The organism is Pseudomonas sp. DL (assembly GCF_047199225.1).
In the GTDB taxonomy this organism is placed as follows: domain Bacteria; phylum Pseudomonadota; class Gammaproteobacteria; order Pseudomonadales; family Pseudomonadaceae; genus Pseudomonas; species Pseudomonas aeruginosa.
The window spans coordinates 2,658,017-2,672,824 of record NZ_CP178323.1; the positions used below are offsets into that span (position 1 = coordinate 2,658,017).

Below are 14,808 nucleotides of genomic sequence, written 5' to 3' on the forward strand. Positions count from 1 at the left end.
GAAGCAAATGCCCGAGCCTCGTTCGCCCTACGCCCCTTGGCAGGCGCTCACGCCGGCTGCGCCGCCTTGTTCTCGCGCGCGGTGACCTGCTGGCACAGCTCGATGATCTGCTCGCGCATCCAGCGGTTGGCCGGGTCCTGATCGGTGCTCTCGTGCCAGTACAGGTGGGTTTCCAGCTTCGGCACGTCGCTCACCGGCAGCACCGCGTAGTGCAGGTCGTGGTGACGGGCGAAGCGTTCCGGCACGGTCATCGCCATGTCGGTCTGCTGGACCACCGTGGAGGCCATCAGGTAGTGCTGCGAGCGCAGCGCGATCTTGCGCTGGATGCCCATCTTGCCCAGCGCCAGGTCGATGTAGCCGAGGCCGCTGCGGCGGCTGGAAATATGGATGTGGGTCAGGCCCAGGTAATCGTCCAGGGCCAGCTTCGGCTTGCCCGCCAGTGGGTGGCCGCGGCGCATGGCGCAGACGTAGCGGTCCTCCATCAGCTTGACGTGGCGCACCTGGGGATCGGTGTTCAGCGGCGCGTCGACGGCGAAGTCGAGGCGGCCGGCGGCGAGTTCCTTGGTGGTCTCGCGGCGCTTGGCGAGGAAGCTCTCGATATGCACGTTCGGCGCCAGGCGGCGCAAGCGCTGGAACAGCGGGGGGAGGATGACCGCTTCGGTGAGGTCGGTCATGCTGATGCGGTAGGTCTTGTTCGCCTGCTGCGGATCGAAGCTGCGGCTCTCCTGCACCGAAACCCGCAGCAACTGCAGCGCGTTGCGCACCGGGCCGATGATGTTCTGCGCCATAGGGGTCGGCACCATGCCTTGGGCGGTGCGCACGAACAGCGGGTCGTTGAAGGTCTCGCGCAGCCGGGAAAGGGCGTTGGATACGGCTGGCTGGGTGATGCCGACGATCTGCCCGGCGCGGGTCAGGTTGGCTTCGGTATAGATCGCATCGAACACGATGAACAGGTTCAGGTCGACTTTGTTCAGGTTCATGGCACTGGCTCCGCGACTTTTCTTGTTATTGGGGGCTTGGATGACCCCCATATGGATCATGAATGTTCATGGACGGAAAAAATAGACTGGGCAAATCTTAAGCCCTGTTCCGGCATCGTTACCAGCGCCTTTGTCCGATGCCTCGCCTGCCAACCCGTCAGAAGGTATCCCCCATGGATTTCGCCTATTCCCCCAAGGTCCAGGAGCTGCGTGAACGCGTCAGCGCGTTCATGGAAGCGCATGTCTATCCCGCCGAAGCCGTGTTCGAGCGCCAGGTCGCCGAGGGCGACCGCTGGCAGCCGACGGCGATCATGGAAGAGCTGAAGGCCAAGGCCAAGGCCGAAGGGCTGTGGAACCTGTTCCTGCCCGAGTCCGAGTACGGTGCCGGGCTGGCCAACCACGAATACGCGCCGCTGGCGGAAATCATGGGCCGTTCGCTGATCGGGCCGGAACCCTTCAACTGCGCCGCGCCGGATACCGGCAACATGGAGGTGCTGGTGCGCTACGGCAGCGAGGAGCAGAAGCGCACCTGGCTGGAACCGCTGCTGAGCGGCGAGATCCGCTCGGCCTTCGCCATGACCGAACCGGGCGTGGCCTCGTCCGACGCCACCAATATGGAGGCGCGCGCCGAGCGCCAGGGCGACGACTGGGTGATCAACGGGCGCAAGTGGTGGACTTCCGGCGCCTGTGATCCGCGCTGCAAGATCCTGATCTTCATGGGCCTGACCAACCCGGACGCGCCGCGCCACCAGCAGCACTCGATGATCCTGGTACCGGTCGACACCCCCGGGGTGAAGATCCTCCGCCCGCTGCCGGTGTTCGGCTACGACGACGCGCCGCATGGCCATGCCGAAGTGCTGTTCGAGAACGTGCGGGTGCCCTACGAGAACGTCATCCTCGGCGAGGGCCGCGGTTTCGAGATCGCCCAGGGGCGCCTCGGCCCGGGCCGCATCCACCACTGCATGCGCTCCATCGGCATGGCCGAGCGCGCCCTCGAACTGATGTGCAAGCGCGCGGTCAGCCGTACCGCGTTCGGCAAGCCGCTGGCGCGCCTGGGCGGCAACATCGACCACATCGCCGACTCGCGGATGGAGATCAACATGGCGCGCCTGTTGACCCTGCAGGCCGCCTACATGATGGATACCGTGGGCAACAAGATCGCCCAGAGCGAAATCGCCCAGATCAAGGTGGTGGCGCCCAACGTGGCGTTGAAGGTGATCGACCGGGCGATCCAGATGCACGGTGGCGCCGGGGTTTCCAACGACTTCCCGCTGGCCTACTGGTACGCCATGCAGCGCACCCTGCGCCTGGCCGACGGTCCGGACGAGGTGCACCGCGCGGCGATCGGCAAGTTCGAGCTGGGCAAGTACGTGCCCAGGGAGATGCTGCGCAGCAGCCGCTGACGGCTGTGGTATACGGGAAAGGCCCGCGGAGGCGGGCCTTTTTCATTCCGGGGACTCCGCCCCTTTTTCCTCGGCGTTGCGTTCCAGCTGCCACGCGCGACGGCTGTGCAGCAGGGCGGCGAACTCGCGGGCCGCCCGCTCGTTGCGGAAGCAGATCCCGCGCGTGCCGAGGCGGACCCGCCAGAAAGGTTCAGCGTGGGTGTCCAGACGTTCGATCCAGAGCGTGTTCGGCATTCGGTTCGGCCTTGTCCTCGACGGTGGCTTTCGGCGTGCGGGTCTTCAGCAGGGAGAGCAGGATACCGCCCGCCAGCAGGCCGAAGGTTACGCCAAGCGAGAGGCCGGCGGGAATCTTGCCGATCACACCGTGGAGCATGATCTTCGCACCGATGAACACCAGCACCAGGGCCAGGGCGTACTTCAGGTAGACGAAGCGGTGGATCATCGCCGCCAGCGAGAAGTACAGGGCGCGCAGGCCGAGGATGGCGAAGATGTTCGAGGTGTAGACGATGAACGGGTCCTGGGTGATGGCGAAGATCGCCGGCACGCTGTCCACCGCGAACACCAGGTCGGCCAGCTCGATCAGCACCAGGGCGAAGAACAGCGGGGTGGCGTAGCGCACCAGCTTGCCGCTGGCGTCCGGCAGGCGGACGAAGAAGTGATGCTCGTGCAGTTCCTTGGTCACCCGCATGTGCTTGCGCAGGAAGCGCAGCACCGGGTTGTGCTCGAGGTCGGGTTCTTCCTCGTGCTTGTTGAACAGCATCTTCACGCCGCTGAACAGCAGGAAGGCGCCGAACACGTACATGATCCAGTCGAATTCCTTCACCAGCGCGGCGCCCAGGCCGATCATGATCGCCCGCAGGACGATGGCGCCGAGGATGCCCCAGAACAGCACCTGGTGCTGGTAGCGGCGGGGGATGCCGAAGAAACTGAAGATCATCGCCATGACGAACACGTTGTCCATCGATAGCGACTGTTCGACCAGGAAGCCGGTGTAGTACTCCACCGCGCTGGTGGGGCCGAAGGCGTACCAGACCCAGCCGCCGAAGGCCAGGCCGCAGGCGAAGTAGCCGGCGGACAGCAGCAGGCTTTCGCGCACGCCGATTTCGTGGTGGTCGCGTTGCAGCACGCCGAGGTCGAGGACCAGGAGAACGATGACGATGGCCAGGAAGGCCAGCCAGAACCAGGTAGCCGTACCGAGGAACGGTTCGGTGAGAAATGCATGCAGAGCTGCCATTGGGCCCCCTCGCTTCGAATTGTCGGATGGTCATGTGACTCCGACATGGCGGCAATTGCTTACCGTCAGAGGGGCCCGCAGTCACTCGGAAAAAATAAACCAGGCTCCGGGCGCCGGCAAAACGGCGAGGTTACAAAGTGCTACAGCGTTCAGTAGACCCAGACTTCCACCCGCCGGTTCTTCTGTCGGCCCAGTTCCTGGTCGTTGCTGGCGACCGGCAACTCGTCGCCGAAGCCGGCGATCTCGCGGAAACTCACGCCGCCGCGGGCCAGTTCGCGGCGCACGGCCATGGCGCGCAGGCGCGAAAGCAGGACCGAGCGCTCGGCGTCGGACTTGGGATCGCCGAAGCCCACCAGCACGGTGCGCTCCTGCAACTTCCGATTTTGCCGCAGGTAGTCCAGCAAACGCTGTACGTCGAGCAGTGCCTTGTTGTCGAGCAGCGCGCTGCCTTCCTGGAAGCGGAAGTTCACCGTCAGGCGCCGCGCCTGTTCCGCGAGCTTGCGGTATTCGGCGGGCATCTGCGGGCGCGGTGCGATCTGCACCGCCTGGATCTTCTGCGCGACGAAGCCGCTGCGGGTGACGATCGCCTGGCCGCGCGGGCCCTGGGCGAAACGTACCAGGGCCTGGGCCCAGGGGTTCTTCTCGCCGGGCTTCAGGTAGAGGAACAGGCGGCGCGACAGCGGATAGTCCTCGGTGGCGATCAGGCTTTCCTGGGGCGCCATCGGCAGCGATTCGCCGTCGGCGATGGCCAAGGCGCGGGCCCGGCCCACCGACGCGATGCCGACGAAGCCGATGGCGTGCGGATCGGCGCTCACCGCGGCCGCCAGCCGATCGTTGGATTCGAAGCGGCGGGCGTCGCTGGCCAGGCTTTTGCCGTGACTGGCCAGCACCAGTTCCTTGAAGGTGTCGTAGGTGCCGGACTGCTCGTCGCGAGCGTACAGGCGGATGGCGCCGCCCTTGCCGCCCAGTTCTTCCCAGGTACGCACCTCGCCGGCGAACACCGCCGCCAGTTGCGCGGTGTCCAGCGAGGCCAGCGGGTTGTCCGGATGCAGGATGATCGCCAGTCCGTCGATGGCGATCACCTGCTCGGCATATGGGCTGCGCAGGTCGCCGAAGCCGGCCAGGGCGCGAACTTCGCTGTCCTTGACGGGGCGCGAGGCCGCGGCGAGTTCGGCGTGGCGTTCGAGGAGGGCGGCGAAGCCGGTGCTCGAACCGTGGGCGGATAGCTCCACCCTCACCAGGCGGCCGTCGCGGCTCTTGCCGAGCAGATGGAGTTCGTTTTCCCGTTCTCCGGGGGTACGGCGGATATCCTCCAGGCCTTCCTCTTCCATCAGGCCCTCGACCAGGGCCGGCAGGAGCTTCGCGCCGATGGTGTTGGAACCCTGGATGCGCAGCGCCGGCGTGTCGTCCGAGGGGATCGGCAAGGGGGCGGCGAATACCGTCCAGGGGAAGGCGTAACAGAGGAATCCGAGGAAAACCAGGCTCAGGGTACGGCTCCAGAGGTCTTTGTCACTGGCGCGCTGGCGGTGTGGCATCGCGGGCATCGTCTTCTATGGGGGAAGGGAATTTGCCGGCGAGATTAAGTCAGACGGGTGACGCTAAGGTTACAGCGTTGGGGAATCATGGCCCTGCGCCATTGTCTCGGTCAGGAAGTCGAGAAACACTCGGGTCTTGCCGGCCAGTTGGCGTGATGGATAGACCGCGTGGATCGCCGTCTCGTCGGCCTTCCAGTCAGCCAGCAATTCAACCAGGCGGCCTTCGGCCAGTTCCGCCTGTACGTACAGCCGTGGGATCAGGCTCAAGCCGAAGCCGGCGAGCAGGGCATCGCGCACCGCCAGGCTGGAGGACACCCGGTAACGGCCGGCGATAGGCACCGCTATGCACTCGCGGTCCTTGCGGAAGGTCCAGCGGTCGGCATGGCCAGAGAGGCTGAAGCGGATGCACTCGTGTTCGCGCATGGCCTCCGGCCGCAGCGGCTGGCGATGCTGACTGAGGTAGGCCGGCGCCGCGCAGAGCACGTGCTCCAGGACCAGCAGCGGGCGGGCGACCAGGCCGGAGTCCGCAACCCGGTCGCTACCACGCAGGGCCAGGTCGATGCCTTCGGCGATCAGGTCCTGGCGGCCGTCCTGCAGGAGCAGTTCCAGGCGCAGCTCCGGATAACGCTGGAGAAAAGCCGGAATGGCCGGGGTCAGGCAGGTGAGGGCGAGGGTCAGCGGGGCGCTGACCCGCAGCAGGCCGCTGGGGCCCTGCTGCATCGAAGTGAGCGCGGCGTCGGCGGCCTCGAGGTCGTCGAGGATGCGCTCCAGGCGCTGCCGGTAGACTTCGCCGGCCTCGGTCAGGCTCATGCTGCGGGTGGTGCGATTGATCAGGCGCACCTTGAGGTGCGCTTCCAGCTCGGCGACGTTCTTGCTCACGGCGGCCGGCGAGAGATTCATCTGCCGGGCCGCGGCGGCGAAGCCGCCATTCGCGGCCACGGCGCGGAAGACCTTGAGAGCGGTGAGGTGATCCACGGGGATAATTCACTGTCAGTAATCAATGAATCAGGGATTAAACCATTATCAACCCGAGGTGTGCTGGCTAAAGTCTTGCCATAGTCCACGGTCCAAAAGGTGAATGACCATGCAACCCTTCGTCGTCGAACGTCTCGATCACATCGTCCTGCGGGTCCGCGACCTGGAACGCAGCATCGCGTTCTATCGCGATGTCCTCGGTTGCGTGGTGGTGAAGTGGCGCGACGACCTGGAGCTGGCCCATCTGCGCCTGGGCACGTCGATGCTCGATCTGGTCGCGGTGTCCGGGGCGCTCGGCCGGGAGGGCGGTGCGGCTCCGGGTGGGGAAGGGCGAAACGTCGACCATTTCTGCGTGCGCATCGAACCGTTCGACGAGGCCGCGCTGGTCGCCCATCTCGAGGGGTTCGGCCTGGTCCCGCAGGTTCCCGCGGAAATCCGCTTCGGCGCCGAGGGCGACGGCTGGTCGCTGTACTTCTTCGACCCGGATGGCAATCGAGTGGAGCTGAAGGGGCCGCGGGTGGACAGTCCTGCCTGAGGGAAAGGTCGCGCGCCGGATAGGGGGGAGGCGTCGGCGAGATCGCCCGGACCAGGTAGCGATCGCCTGAAGGCTCATCCGGGGATGAGCCTTTTCCTTGGGCTGAGCCTCAGGCCAGTTCCAGCCAGATCGGGGCGTGATCGGAGGGTTTCTCCATGCCGCGCAGGTCGTAGTCGATGCCGGCGTCCTTGAAGCGCGACTGCAGCACCCGGCTGGCCAGGATCACATCGATGCGCAGGCCGCGCTTGGGGTTGTCCTCGAAGCCACGGCTGCGGTAGTCGAACCAGCTGAAGCGGTCGTTCACCTCCGGATTCAGGGCCCGGAAGCTGTCGACCAGGCCCCAGTTTTTCAAGGTAGCCAGCCATTCGCGCTCTTCCGGCAGGAAGCTGCACTTGCCGGTCTTCAGCCAGCGCTTGCGGTTTTCCTCGCCAATGCCGATGTCGCAGTCCTCCGGCGAGATATTGATGTCGCCCATCACCACCAGGGCCTGCTCGGGCTTGAAGCTGTTCTCCAGCAGCGACTGGAGATCGGCGTAGAAGCGCTGCTTGGCCGGGAACTTGGTCGGATGCTCGCGGTTCTCGCCTTGCGGGAAGTAACCGTTCATCACGGTGATCGGGTTGCCCTGGGCGTCGCTGAAGGTGCCCCAGATGAAGCGCCGCTGGGATTCCTCGCCGTCGCTCGGGAAGCCGCGATGCAGTTCCAGGGGCGCCTGGCGGGAGAGCAGGGCGACGCCGTAGTGGCCTTTCTGCCCGTGGTAGTGGACGTGGTAGCCGAGCGCCTCGATCTCGGCCTGGGGAAACTGGTCGTCGGCGACCTTGGTTTCCTGCAGCCCGATCACGTCGGGCTGGTGCCGCTCGATCAGCGCCGCCAACTGGTGCGGCCGGGCGCGCAGACCGTTGATATTGAAAGAGACGATTTTCATGGTGGGCGTCCTGGCAAAAACAGGAATGCTAGCCCAGCCGGGGGATGCCTGGCGACCCTGGAGGCGCTGTGCTAGTGTCCGCCGGGTACCCGATGGCTGTGTGGCTTGGCGCCTTGCCGGCCCTGTGGTCTGCCGCGGACGGGGATGGCCAGGCCATCCGCTCGACCAATCGCCGTGGCGAAGCGTGCGTGTCGCTGCGCCTGCGGCCGACAAGGAATGCGTTCCATGCCTGATCAGGTCACCGATGTCCGTCTGCTCGACGACGGCTATAGTCGCGAAGTCCGCTCGCTTTTCTACCACGCCTACCGCCACGAACCGACCTTCGCCTACCTGATGGATGCGCAGCGCGCCGGCTACGACCAGCGCGTGCGTGCCTGCGTCCGGGAGATGGTCGAGCGCCATCTGGGCGAAGAGTTGCCGGCCATCGGCCTGTTCATCGACGATCGGCTGGTCGCGGCGGCCCTGATCACGCCGCCGCAGCGGCGCCTGGATATCACCGAGAGCTGGAGCTGGCGCCTGCGCATGCTGTTCAGCGTCGGCCTGGCCGCGACCCGGCGCTACCTGGATTACCACCGGGCGGTGCAGGCCTGCCTGCCGGTCGGCCCCCACCACCAGTTGCCGATGCTCGGCGTGCATCCCGAGTACCAGGGCAGGCAGATCGGCGAGCAGTTGCTGGCCGCCGTGCAGCGCTGGTGCGCCGAGGACTCCGCTTCGCAGGGGCTGGTCCTGGATACCGGCAATGCGCGCTACCTGGACTTCTACCAGCGGCACGGCTACCGCGAGATCGGCGAGGTGACGCTGGGAGCGGTGCGCGAGCACGTCCTCCTGCATCCTGGCGAGACGCCGGCGGCGACCTGAGCGTTCCCCCGGACGCGCGAGAAAAGCCATGCCTGTCAGGCGCTTGGCGTCATAAAACCCGAATGTCAGGAGGTGGTCGGCGGCGTCCGCGCAAATCTGGACGCGCGCCACCCGCCTGCGTAGCATCCGCGCCATGAGACTGACTCAAGGATTGTTCCGGTTCCCGCTGGCCGGGCTGCTGTGCCTGAGTACGGCCGCCTTCGCGGAGAGCCAGCTTAGCGTGCGCGTCACCCCCGCCAATGCCGCCCTGAAGGCCAATATCGAGGCCTATGTGGGTAGCCTCGGCGAGCGGGACGAGGCGGCGTTGCAACGTTTCCGCCGCAATGCCGAGGCACAGGCGGAAAAGGCGGCCCAGGCGCTCGGCTACTTCCAGGCGCAGATCGACAGCGAGGTGAAGGACGGCAAGCCGCCGAAGCTCACGCTCAAGGTAGTGCCCGGCGAGCCCGTGCGCCTGCGCCAGGTGAATATCCAGGTGCTCGGCGAGGCCGCCAGCCTGGAGAGCTTCCGCTTGCCGTCGGGCAAGCAGCTGAAACCGGGCGCGAAGCTGAACCAGGGCGTCTACGAGGACGCCAAGCGGCTGATCCAGAACCAGGCCTCGCGCTACGGCTTCTTCCAGGGCCGCTTCAGCACCCAGCGCCTGAGCATCGATCCGCGCGCCGGCATCGCCGACATCGACCTGGTCTACGACAGCGGCCAGCGCTACACCTTCGGCAAGGTGAGCTTCGACGGCGACTCGATCATCGAGGAAGAACTGTTGCGCCGCATGGTGCCGTTCAAGGCCGGCCAACCCTATGACTCCGAACTGATCGCCGAACTCAACCAGAACCTGCAATCCAGCGGCTACTTCGAGGGCGTGCGGGTCGACGCCGCGCCGACCCAGGCGCAGGCCGACGGCGCGCGCCAGGCGATCCCGGTAGCGGTCCGGCTGGAGGCGCGCAAGCCCCGGACCATGGGCGTCGGCCTCGGTTTCTCGACCGACGTCGGGGCGCGCGCGAGGTTCAACTGGACCCGCCATTGGGTGAATGCCGAAGGACATAGCCTGGGATTCGAGTCGGAAATCTCCGCACCACGGCAGAACGTCGGCGCCTGGTACGAGATTCCCCTCGATCCGCCGCTCACCGACAAGCTGCGCTTCACCAGCGGCTACCAGTTCGAAGACCTGGTCGACACCGAGAGCAAGCTGCTGACCCTTGGCGGCGAATGGCACAGCAAGCAGCCCGATGGCTGGCAGCGGGTGGTTTCGCTGAACTGGATGCGCGAGGAGTACAAGCTGGGCGACGACTCCGGGCTGAGCAGCTTCCTGATGCCGGGGATCGGCTACTCGCTGCTGGAGACCGACAACAAGGTCGACCCCAGCCATGGCTACCGCCTGCAGTTCAACGTCAAGGGGGCGAAGGAAGGCCTGCTGGCCGACGCCGACGTCCTCCATGTCGACGCCATGGCCAAGGGCCTGACCAGCTTCGCCGGCGGCCATCGCCTGCTCGGCCGCCTGCAGGTAGGCGGAATCGCCACCAACGACTACAAGTCGATCCCGCCCTCGCTGCGCTTCTTCGCTGGCGGCGACCAGAGCGTGCGTGGCTACGACTACCGGACGCTGTCGCCGGAGAATTCCGATGGCGACAAGATCGGCGGCCGCTACATGATCGCCGGCAGCGTCGAGTATCAATATCCGCTGGCCGAGCGCTGGCGCCTGGCGACCTTCGTCGACCAGGGCAACGCCTTCAACTCGCTGGACTTCCCGTCGATCAAGACCGGGGTCGGCTTCGGCGTGCGCTGGGTCTCGCCGGTCGGCCCGTTGCGCCTCGACCTGGCCCATGCGCTCGACGACGACGGCGGTTTCCGCCTGCACTTCTCCATGGGGCCAGAACTGTGAAGGCGCTGAAGATCACCTTGCTGGCCATAGTCGGGCTGCTCCTCGCGCTGCTCCTGGGACTCGCTGCGCTGCTCGGCACCCAGACCGGCAGCGCCTGGCTGCTCGGCCGCGTGCCGGGCCTGCAGGTCAGCGGCTTCGAGGGTCGCCTCGGTGGCGCCTGGCAGGCACGGCGGCTGTCCTGGGCGCAGGACGGTACGCAACTGGTCGTCGAGCGGCCTGAACTGCGCTGGTCGCCGGGCTGCCTGGCGGGGCTGCGCCTGTGCCTGCAGCGGGTGGCCGCCGAACGGGTCGCGCTGGACCTGCCGCCGAGCGGCGACAGCGCCGACAGCGGGCCGATCAGCCTGCCGACGCTGAAACTGCCGCTGAGCATCGAACTCGGCGAAGTGGCGGTCGGCAGCTTCCTGCTCGACGGCAACCAGCAGGTCGCCGAACTCAAGCTGGCGGCCCATTGGCTGGCCGACGGCCTGCACATCGACTCGCTGACGGCGCGGGGCTTCGGCCTGGACCTGGCGCTCCAGGGGCGCTTGCAGCCGAGCGGCGACTGGCCCTTGCAGGCCGAAGCCACGCTCGGCCTGCCCGCTCCCGAAGGCAAGCCGTGGAAGCTGGCCGTCCAGGTCGGCGGTGAACTGCAGAAGGCGCTGACCCTGAAAGGCCGCAGCAGCGGTTACCTGGACGGCAGCCTGGAAGGACAGTTGCAGGCGCTGGCGGAAAACCTGCCGGCACGATTGCTGATCCGCGCCGACGGTTTCAAGGGGGCGGCCGGACTACCGGACACCTTGACCCTGAACGCCATCCAGCTCGATGCCGGCGGCGATCTCAAGAACGGTTACCTTATCCGCGGCGGCGCCAGCCTGCCGGGCGAGGGTGGGGCGGTGGCGTTGAGCCTGGACGGGCGGGTCGACGCCCAGGGCGCGGATATCCGCCAACTGCGCCTGGACGCTGGCGGCGAGCAGCGCCTGGAGCTGGTCGGACGCCTGGACTGGCGCGAAAGCCTGGCCGCCGACGCGACCCTGGACTGGAAGGATTTCCCCTGGCTGCGCCTGTATCCGCTGGCGGAGCCGCCGCCGATGACGCTGAAGACCTTCAAGGCGGAAGTGCATTACCAGGACCAGCGCTACCTGGGCAATTTCAGCGCGGCGGCGAGCGGTCCGGCGGGCGACTTCACGCTGGCCAGCCCGGTGTCCGGCGACCTCGTCCAGCTCAACCTGCCGTCGCTGCAGCTCCGCGCCGGGCAAGGCCAGGCCGAGGGGCGGGTGACGTTGCGTTTCGACAATGGCGTGGCTTGGGATACCGCCCTGCAGCTCAGCGAACTGAACCCGGCTTACTGGGTCGCCGAGCTGCCGGGTTCACTGGCCGGTCCCTTGCGCAGCCAGGGAAGTGTTCGCGACGAGCGGCTGGCGTTGGGCGTGGATCTCGACGTCAAGGGCCGCCTGCGCGGCCAGCCGGCGCTATTCCAGGCGCGCGCCGAGGGCGAGGGGCAGCGCTGGACGCTGGGCAACCTCGACCTGCGCCTGGGGGATAACAAGGTTCAGGGCAGCGGGGCGCTCGACCAGCGCCTGCAAGGCCGCCTGGACATCGCCCTGAACCGTCTCGGCCAGCTTTGGCCGCAACTCTTCGGTCGCCTCGACGGACGCCTCGACCTGGCTGGCAGCCTCGCGGCGCCGCAAGGCAGGCTGAACCTCAAGGGACAGCAGATCGCCTACGCCGAGCAGCGCATCGCCGGCCTCGACCTGCAGGCGAACCTCGATGCCCGGCAGAACGGCACCCTGGCGCTGGTCGCTTCCGGCCTGCGCAGCGGCGAAACCGACCTCGGCCTGTTCAAGGCCAATGCCCGCGGCGACCAACGCCGCCAGCAACTGGAACTGGACCTGCAAGGCGCCTTGCTCAAGCTCGGCCTGGCCTTCGACGGGCAACTGGAGCGCGGCAACTGGCGCGGTCGCCTGGCGCGCGGCGAGTTGAGCAGCGGCGGCCAGGACTGGAAGCTACAGCAGCCGGCGCGCCTGGAGCGGTTGGCCGACGGCAGGGTCAATTTCGGCGCACATTGCTGGGTATCCGGCGCCGCCAGCCTCTGCGGCGGCGAGCAGCGCCTGCTGCCCGAGCCGCGGCTGCGCTACACCCTGCGCGACTTCCCGCTGGACAGCCTGAAGCAATGGTTCCCCGAGGACTTCGCCTGGCAGGGCAAGCTGAACGGCGACCTGCAACTGGACGTTCCGGCCCGCGGCCCGAGCGGCGTGGTCAGCCTGGACGCCGGCAGCGGTACGCTGCGCCTGCGCGACCAGGGCCAGTGGGTCGACGTCGGCTACGACAGCCTGCGCCTGGAGAGCCGGTTGGCGCCCAACCGCGTCGATACCTCCCTCGACTTCCGCGGACCGAAGCTCGGCGAGTTGCGGGTGCAGGCGCAGATCGACCCGCGCCCGGCGAGCAAGCCGCTGAGCGGCGAGTTCAGCCTGGCCGGCCTCGACCTGTCGGTGGCGCGCCCGTTCGTGCCGATGGTGGAGAAGCTGCAAGGCAGGCTGAACGGCAGCGGCCGGCTGTCCGGCGGCCTGCTGGCGCCGCGGGTCGACGGACGGGTGACGCTGAGCGACGGCAACATCGGCGGCGGCGAGCTGCCGACCAGCTTCGAGAACCTTTCCCTCGACGCTCGCATCGCTGGCGAAAGCCTGGAACTCGGCGGCGGCTGGCGCAGCGGCAGGTACGGCCAGGGCAGCCTGTCCGGCAACCTGAGCTGGGGCGACGCGCTGAACGTCGCCCTGAACATCCGTGGCAACCGCCTGCCGGTGGTGGTCGATCCCTATGCGCAACTGGAGGTGGAACCGGACCTGAAGATCGGCATGGCCGGCCAGGAGCTGGCGATCTCCGGCAAGGTCCTGGTGCCGCGTGGCGACATCACCATCCGCCAGTTGCCGCCATCCACGGTCAAGGTCTCCGACGACGCGGTGATCGTCGGCTCCGAGCAGCCCGAGCAGCGGCCGCTGAAGATGAAGATGGACATCGATGTCGAGGTCGGCCAGGACAAGCTGGCGTTCTCCGGCTTCGGCCTCAGCGCCGAACTGGCCGGCCACCTGCACATCGGCGACAACCTGGATACCCGCGGCGAGCTGAACCTGAACAAGGGCCGCTATCGTGCCTACGGCCAGCGCCTGACGATCCGTAGGGCGCGGCTGTTCTTCGCCGGACCGATCGACCAGCCGTACCTGGATATCGAGGCGATCCGCCGGGTCGACGACGTGGTCGCCGGCCTGCGCCTGACCGGCAGCGCCGAGCAGCCGACCAGCGCGGTATTCTCCGAACCGGCGATGAGCCAGGAGCAGGCGCTGTCCTACCTGGTGCTGGGGCGGCCGATGAGCACCGGCGAAGACAGCAACATGCTCGGCGAGGCGGCCCTGGCCCTGGGCCTGGCCGGTAGCGCACCGCTCACCGGGGAAATCGCCAAGCAGCTCGGCATCCAGGACTTCCAGCTGGACACCGAGGGCACCGGCAACAGCACCAGCGTGGTCGCCAGCGGGAATATCACCGACAAGCTCAGCCTGCGCTATGGTGTTGGAGTGTTCGAACCGGCAAATACCATCGCCTTGCGCTACCAGTTGACCAAACGCCTCTATCTCGAAGCGGCGAGCGGCCTGGCCAGTTCGCTGGACCTGTTCTTCAAGCGCGATTTCTGACGGATGCGCTGATACGGACCATGCGTAACGCATAAAAGTGTGTCACTTTTAGCGGCGCATCGACGTCGTAGAATGGAGCGGGCGCCGACCGCCAGGTCGGTGCCCGAAGCAACTCGGCACAAGGACTGGCTGACATGATTTCCGTCTATCAACTCAAACCGCGCTTTCAGAATCTTCTTCGTCCCGGCGTGCAGCGCCTCTACCGGCGCGGCATCACTGCCAACCAGGTGACCCTGGCGGCCTGCCTGCTGTCGCTGCTGGTCGGCGCGCTGGTCGCCGGTTTCGCCAGCCATCTCTGGTTGTTCGCCCTCGTTCCGCTGTGGATGTTCCTGCGCATGGCGCTGAACGCGGTGGACGGCATGCTCGCCCGCGAGTTCGGCCAGAAATCCGACCTGGGCGCCTACCTCAACGAACTCACCGACGTGATCGCCGACAGCGGCCTGTACCTGCCGTTCGCCCTGTTGCCGGGAGTCAACCCGCTGTGGGTGGTGCTGGTGGTGCTGCTGGCGGTGATCAGCGAATATGCCGGCGCGCTGGGCACCATGGTCGGCGCTTCGCGCCGCTACGACGGCCCGATGGGCAAAAGCGACCGGGCGCTGTGTTTCGGCGTGATCGGCGCCGGGGTGGCCAGCGGCCTTTTGCCGCTGGCCTGGATCGACTGGCTGATGTTGCTGATCGCGGCCCTGCTGTTGCTGACCATCGGCAACCGCGTGCGCCAGGGCCTGGCCGAGCTGGCCGCGAGTCGACGGGGCAGCGACGGCCAGGCCTGAGAGGGAACGGGCGAACGCCATGGAGGTGGGCGCCCGCAGGAAGCAACCCCGCCGGGATCCC

At 67.1% G+C, this 14,808-nt stretch carries 12 protein-coding genes; 6 read left to right on the forward strand and 6 right to left on the reverse strand.

Annotated elements, in window-relative coordinates; all coding sequences use genetic code 11:
• Positions 1-47 precede the first annotated feature (47 nt).
• Entirely contained in the window at positions 48-980 is a 933-nt protein-coding gene (locus ACI766_RS12730; protein ID WP_003090000.1) for a LysR family transcriptional regulator, read from the reverse strand.
• Positions 981-1,153: 173 nt separating this feature from the next.
• Here ACI766_RS12730 and ACI766_RS12735 point away from each other — a divergent pair, with 173 nt between their 5' ends.
• Entirely contained in the window at positions 1,154-2,383 is a 1,230-nt protein-coding gene (locus tag ACI766_RS12735) for an acyl-CoA dehydrogenase (protein WP_003089998.1), read from the forward strand.
• Positions 2,384-2,425: 42 nt separating this feature from the next.
• On the opposite strand, the gene ACI766_RS12740 is transcribed toward ACI766_RS12735, so the two are convergent.
• The 4 genes from ACI766_RS12740 to ACI766_RS12755 form a co-directional block, all read right to left on the reverse strand.
• Positions 2,426-2,617 carry a hypothetical protein gene (locus ACI766_RS12740; protein WP_003160407.1) on the reverse strand — a complete coding sequence of 64 codons (192 nt, stop codon included), beginning with the start codon at positions 2,615-2,617 and terminating at the stop codon, positions 2,426-2,428.
• Positions 2,574-3,617, reverse strand: a complete 1,044-nt coding sequence (locus tag ACI766_RS12745; RefSeq protein ID WP_003104462.1) for a TerC family protein — start codon at positions 3,615-3,617, stop codon at positions 2,574-2,576. The genes ACI766_RS12740 and ACI766_RS12745 overlap by 44 nt, the downstream gene beginning before the upstream one ends.
• A 149-nt stretch (positions 3,618-3,766) precedes the next feature.
• The gene (locus ACI766_RS12750; protein ID WP_003122636.1) at positions 3,767-5,161 is read right to left on the reverse strand and encodes a substrate-binding domain-containing protein; all 1,395 of its coding nucleotides are present in this window, start codon (positions 5,159-5,161) and stop codon (positions 3,767-3,769) included.
• Between the two features lie 60 nt (positions 5,162-5,221).
• Positions 5,222-6,136, reverse strand: a complete 915-nt coding sequence (locus ACI766_RS12755; RefSeq protein WP_412828513.1) for a LysR substrate-binding domain-containing protein — start codon at positions 6,134-6,136, stop codon at positions 5,222-5,224.
• 94 nt (positions 6,137-6,230) lie between these two features.
• Here ACI766_RS12755 and ACI766_RS12760 point away from each other — a divergent pair, with 94 nt between their 5' ends.
• Positions 6,231-6,662 (forward strand): VOC family protein, encoded by a 432-nt coding sequence (locus tag ACI766_RS12760; RefSeq protein ID WP_009876549.1) that lies wholly within the window; start codon positions 6,231-6,233, stop codon positions 6,660-6,662.
• A gap of 109 nt (positions 6,663-6,771) precedes the next feature.
• Here the strand turns inward: ACI766_RS12760 and xthA are convergent, their stop codons facing one another.
• Positions 6,772-7,584, reverse strand: a complete 813-nt coding sequence (gene xthA, locus ACI766_RS12765; protein ID WP_003104469.1) for an exodeoxyribonuclease III — start codon at positions 7,582-7,584, stop codon at positions 6,772-6,774.
• Between the two features lie 144 nt (positions 7,585-7,728).
• On the opposite strand from xthA, the gene ACI766_RS12770 reads away from it, so the two are divergent.
• From ACI766_RS12770 to ACI766_RS12785, 4 genes are all read left to right on the forward strand, one after another.
• Positions 7,729-8,442 (forward strand): GNAT family N-acetyltransferase, encoded by a 714-nt coding sequence (locus ACI766_RS12770; protein WP_003122637.1) that lies wholly within the window; start codon positions 7,729-7,731, stop codon positions 8,440-8,442.
• A gap of 133 nt (positions 8,443-8,575) precedes the next feature.
• Positions 8,576-10,315 carry an autotransporter assembly complex protein TamA gene (locus ACI766_RS12775; protein ID WP_003122638.1) on the forward strand — a complete coding sequence of 580 codons (1,740 nt, stop codon included), beginning with the start codon at positions 8,576-8,578 and terminating at the stop codon, positions 10,313-10,315.
• Positions 10,312-13,977 carry a translocation/assembly module TamB domain-containing protein gene (locus ACI766_RS12780; RefSeq protein ID WP_023104408.1) on the forward strand — a complete coding sequence of 1,222 codons (3,666 nt, stop codon included), beginning with the start codon at positions 10,312-10,314 and terminating at the stop codon, positions 13,975-13,977. Before ACI766_RS12775 ends, ACI766_RS12780 begins: the two co-directional genes overlap by 4 nt.
• A 134-nt stretch (positions 13,978-14,111) precedes the next feature.
• Positions 14,112-14,747, forward strand: coding sequence for a CDP-alcohol phosphatidyltransferase family protein (locus ACI766_RS12785; RefSeq protein WP_003122639.1), 636 nt, complete (start codon positions 14,112-14,114; stop codon positions 14,745-14,747).
• Positions 14,748-14,808: the final 61 nt, after the last annotated feature.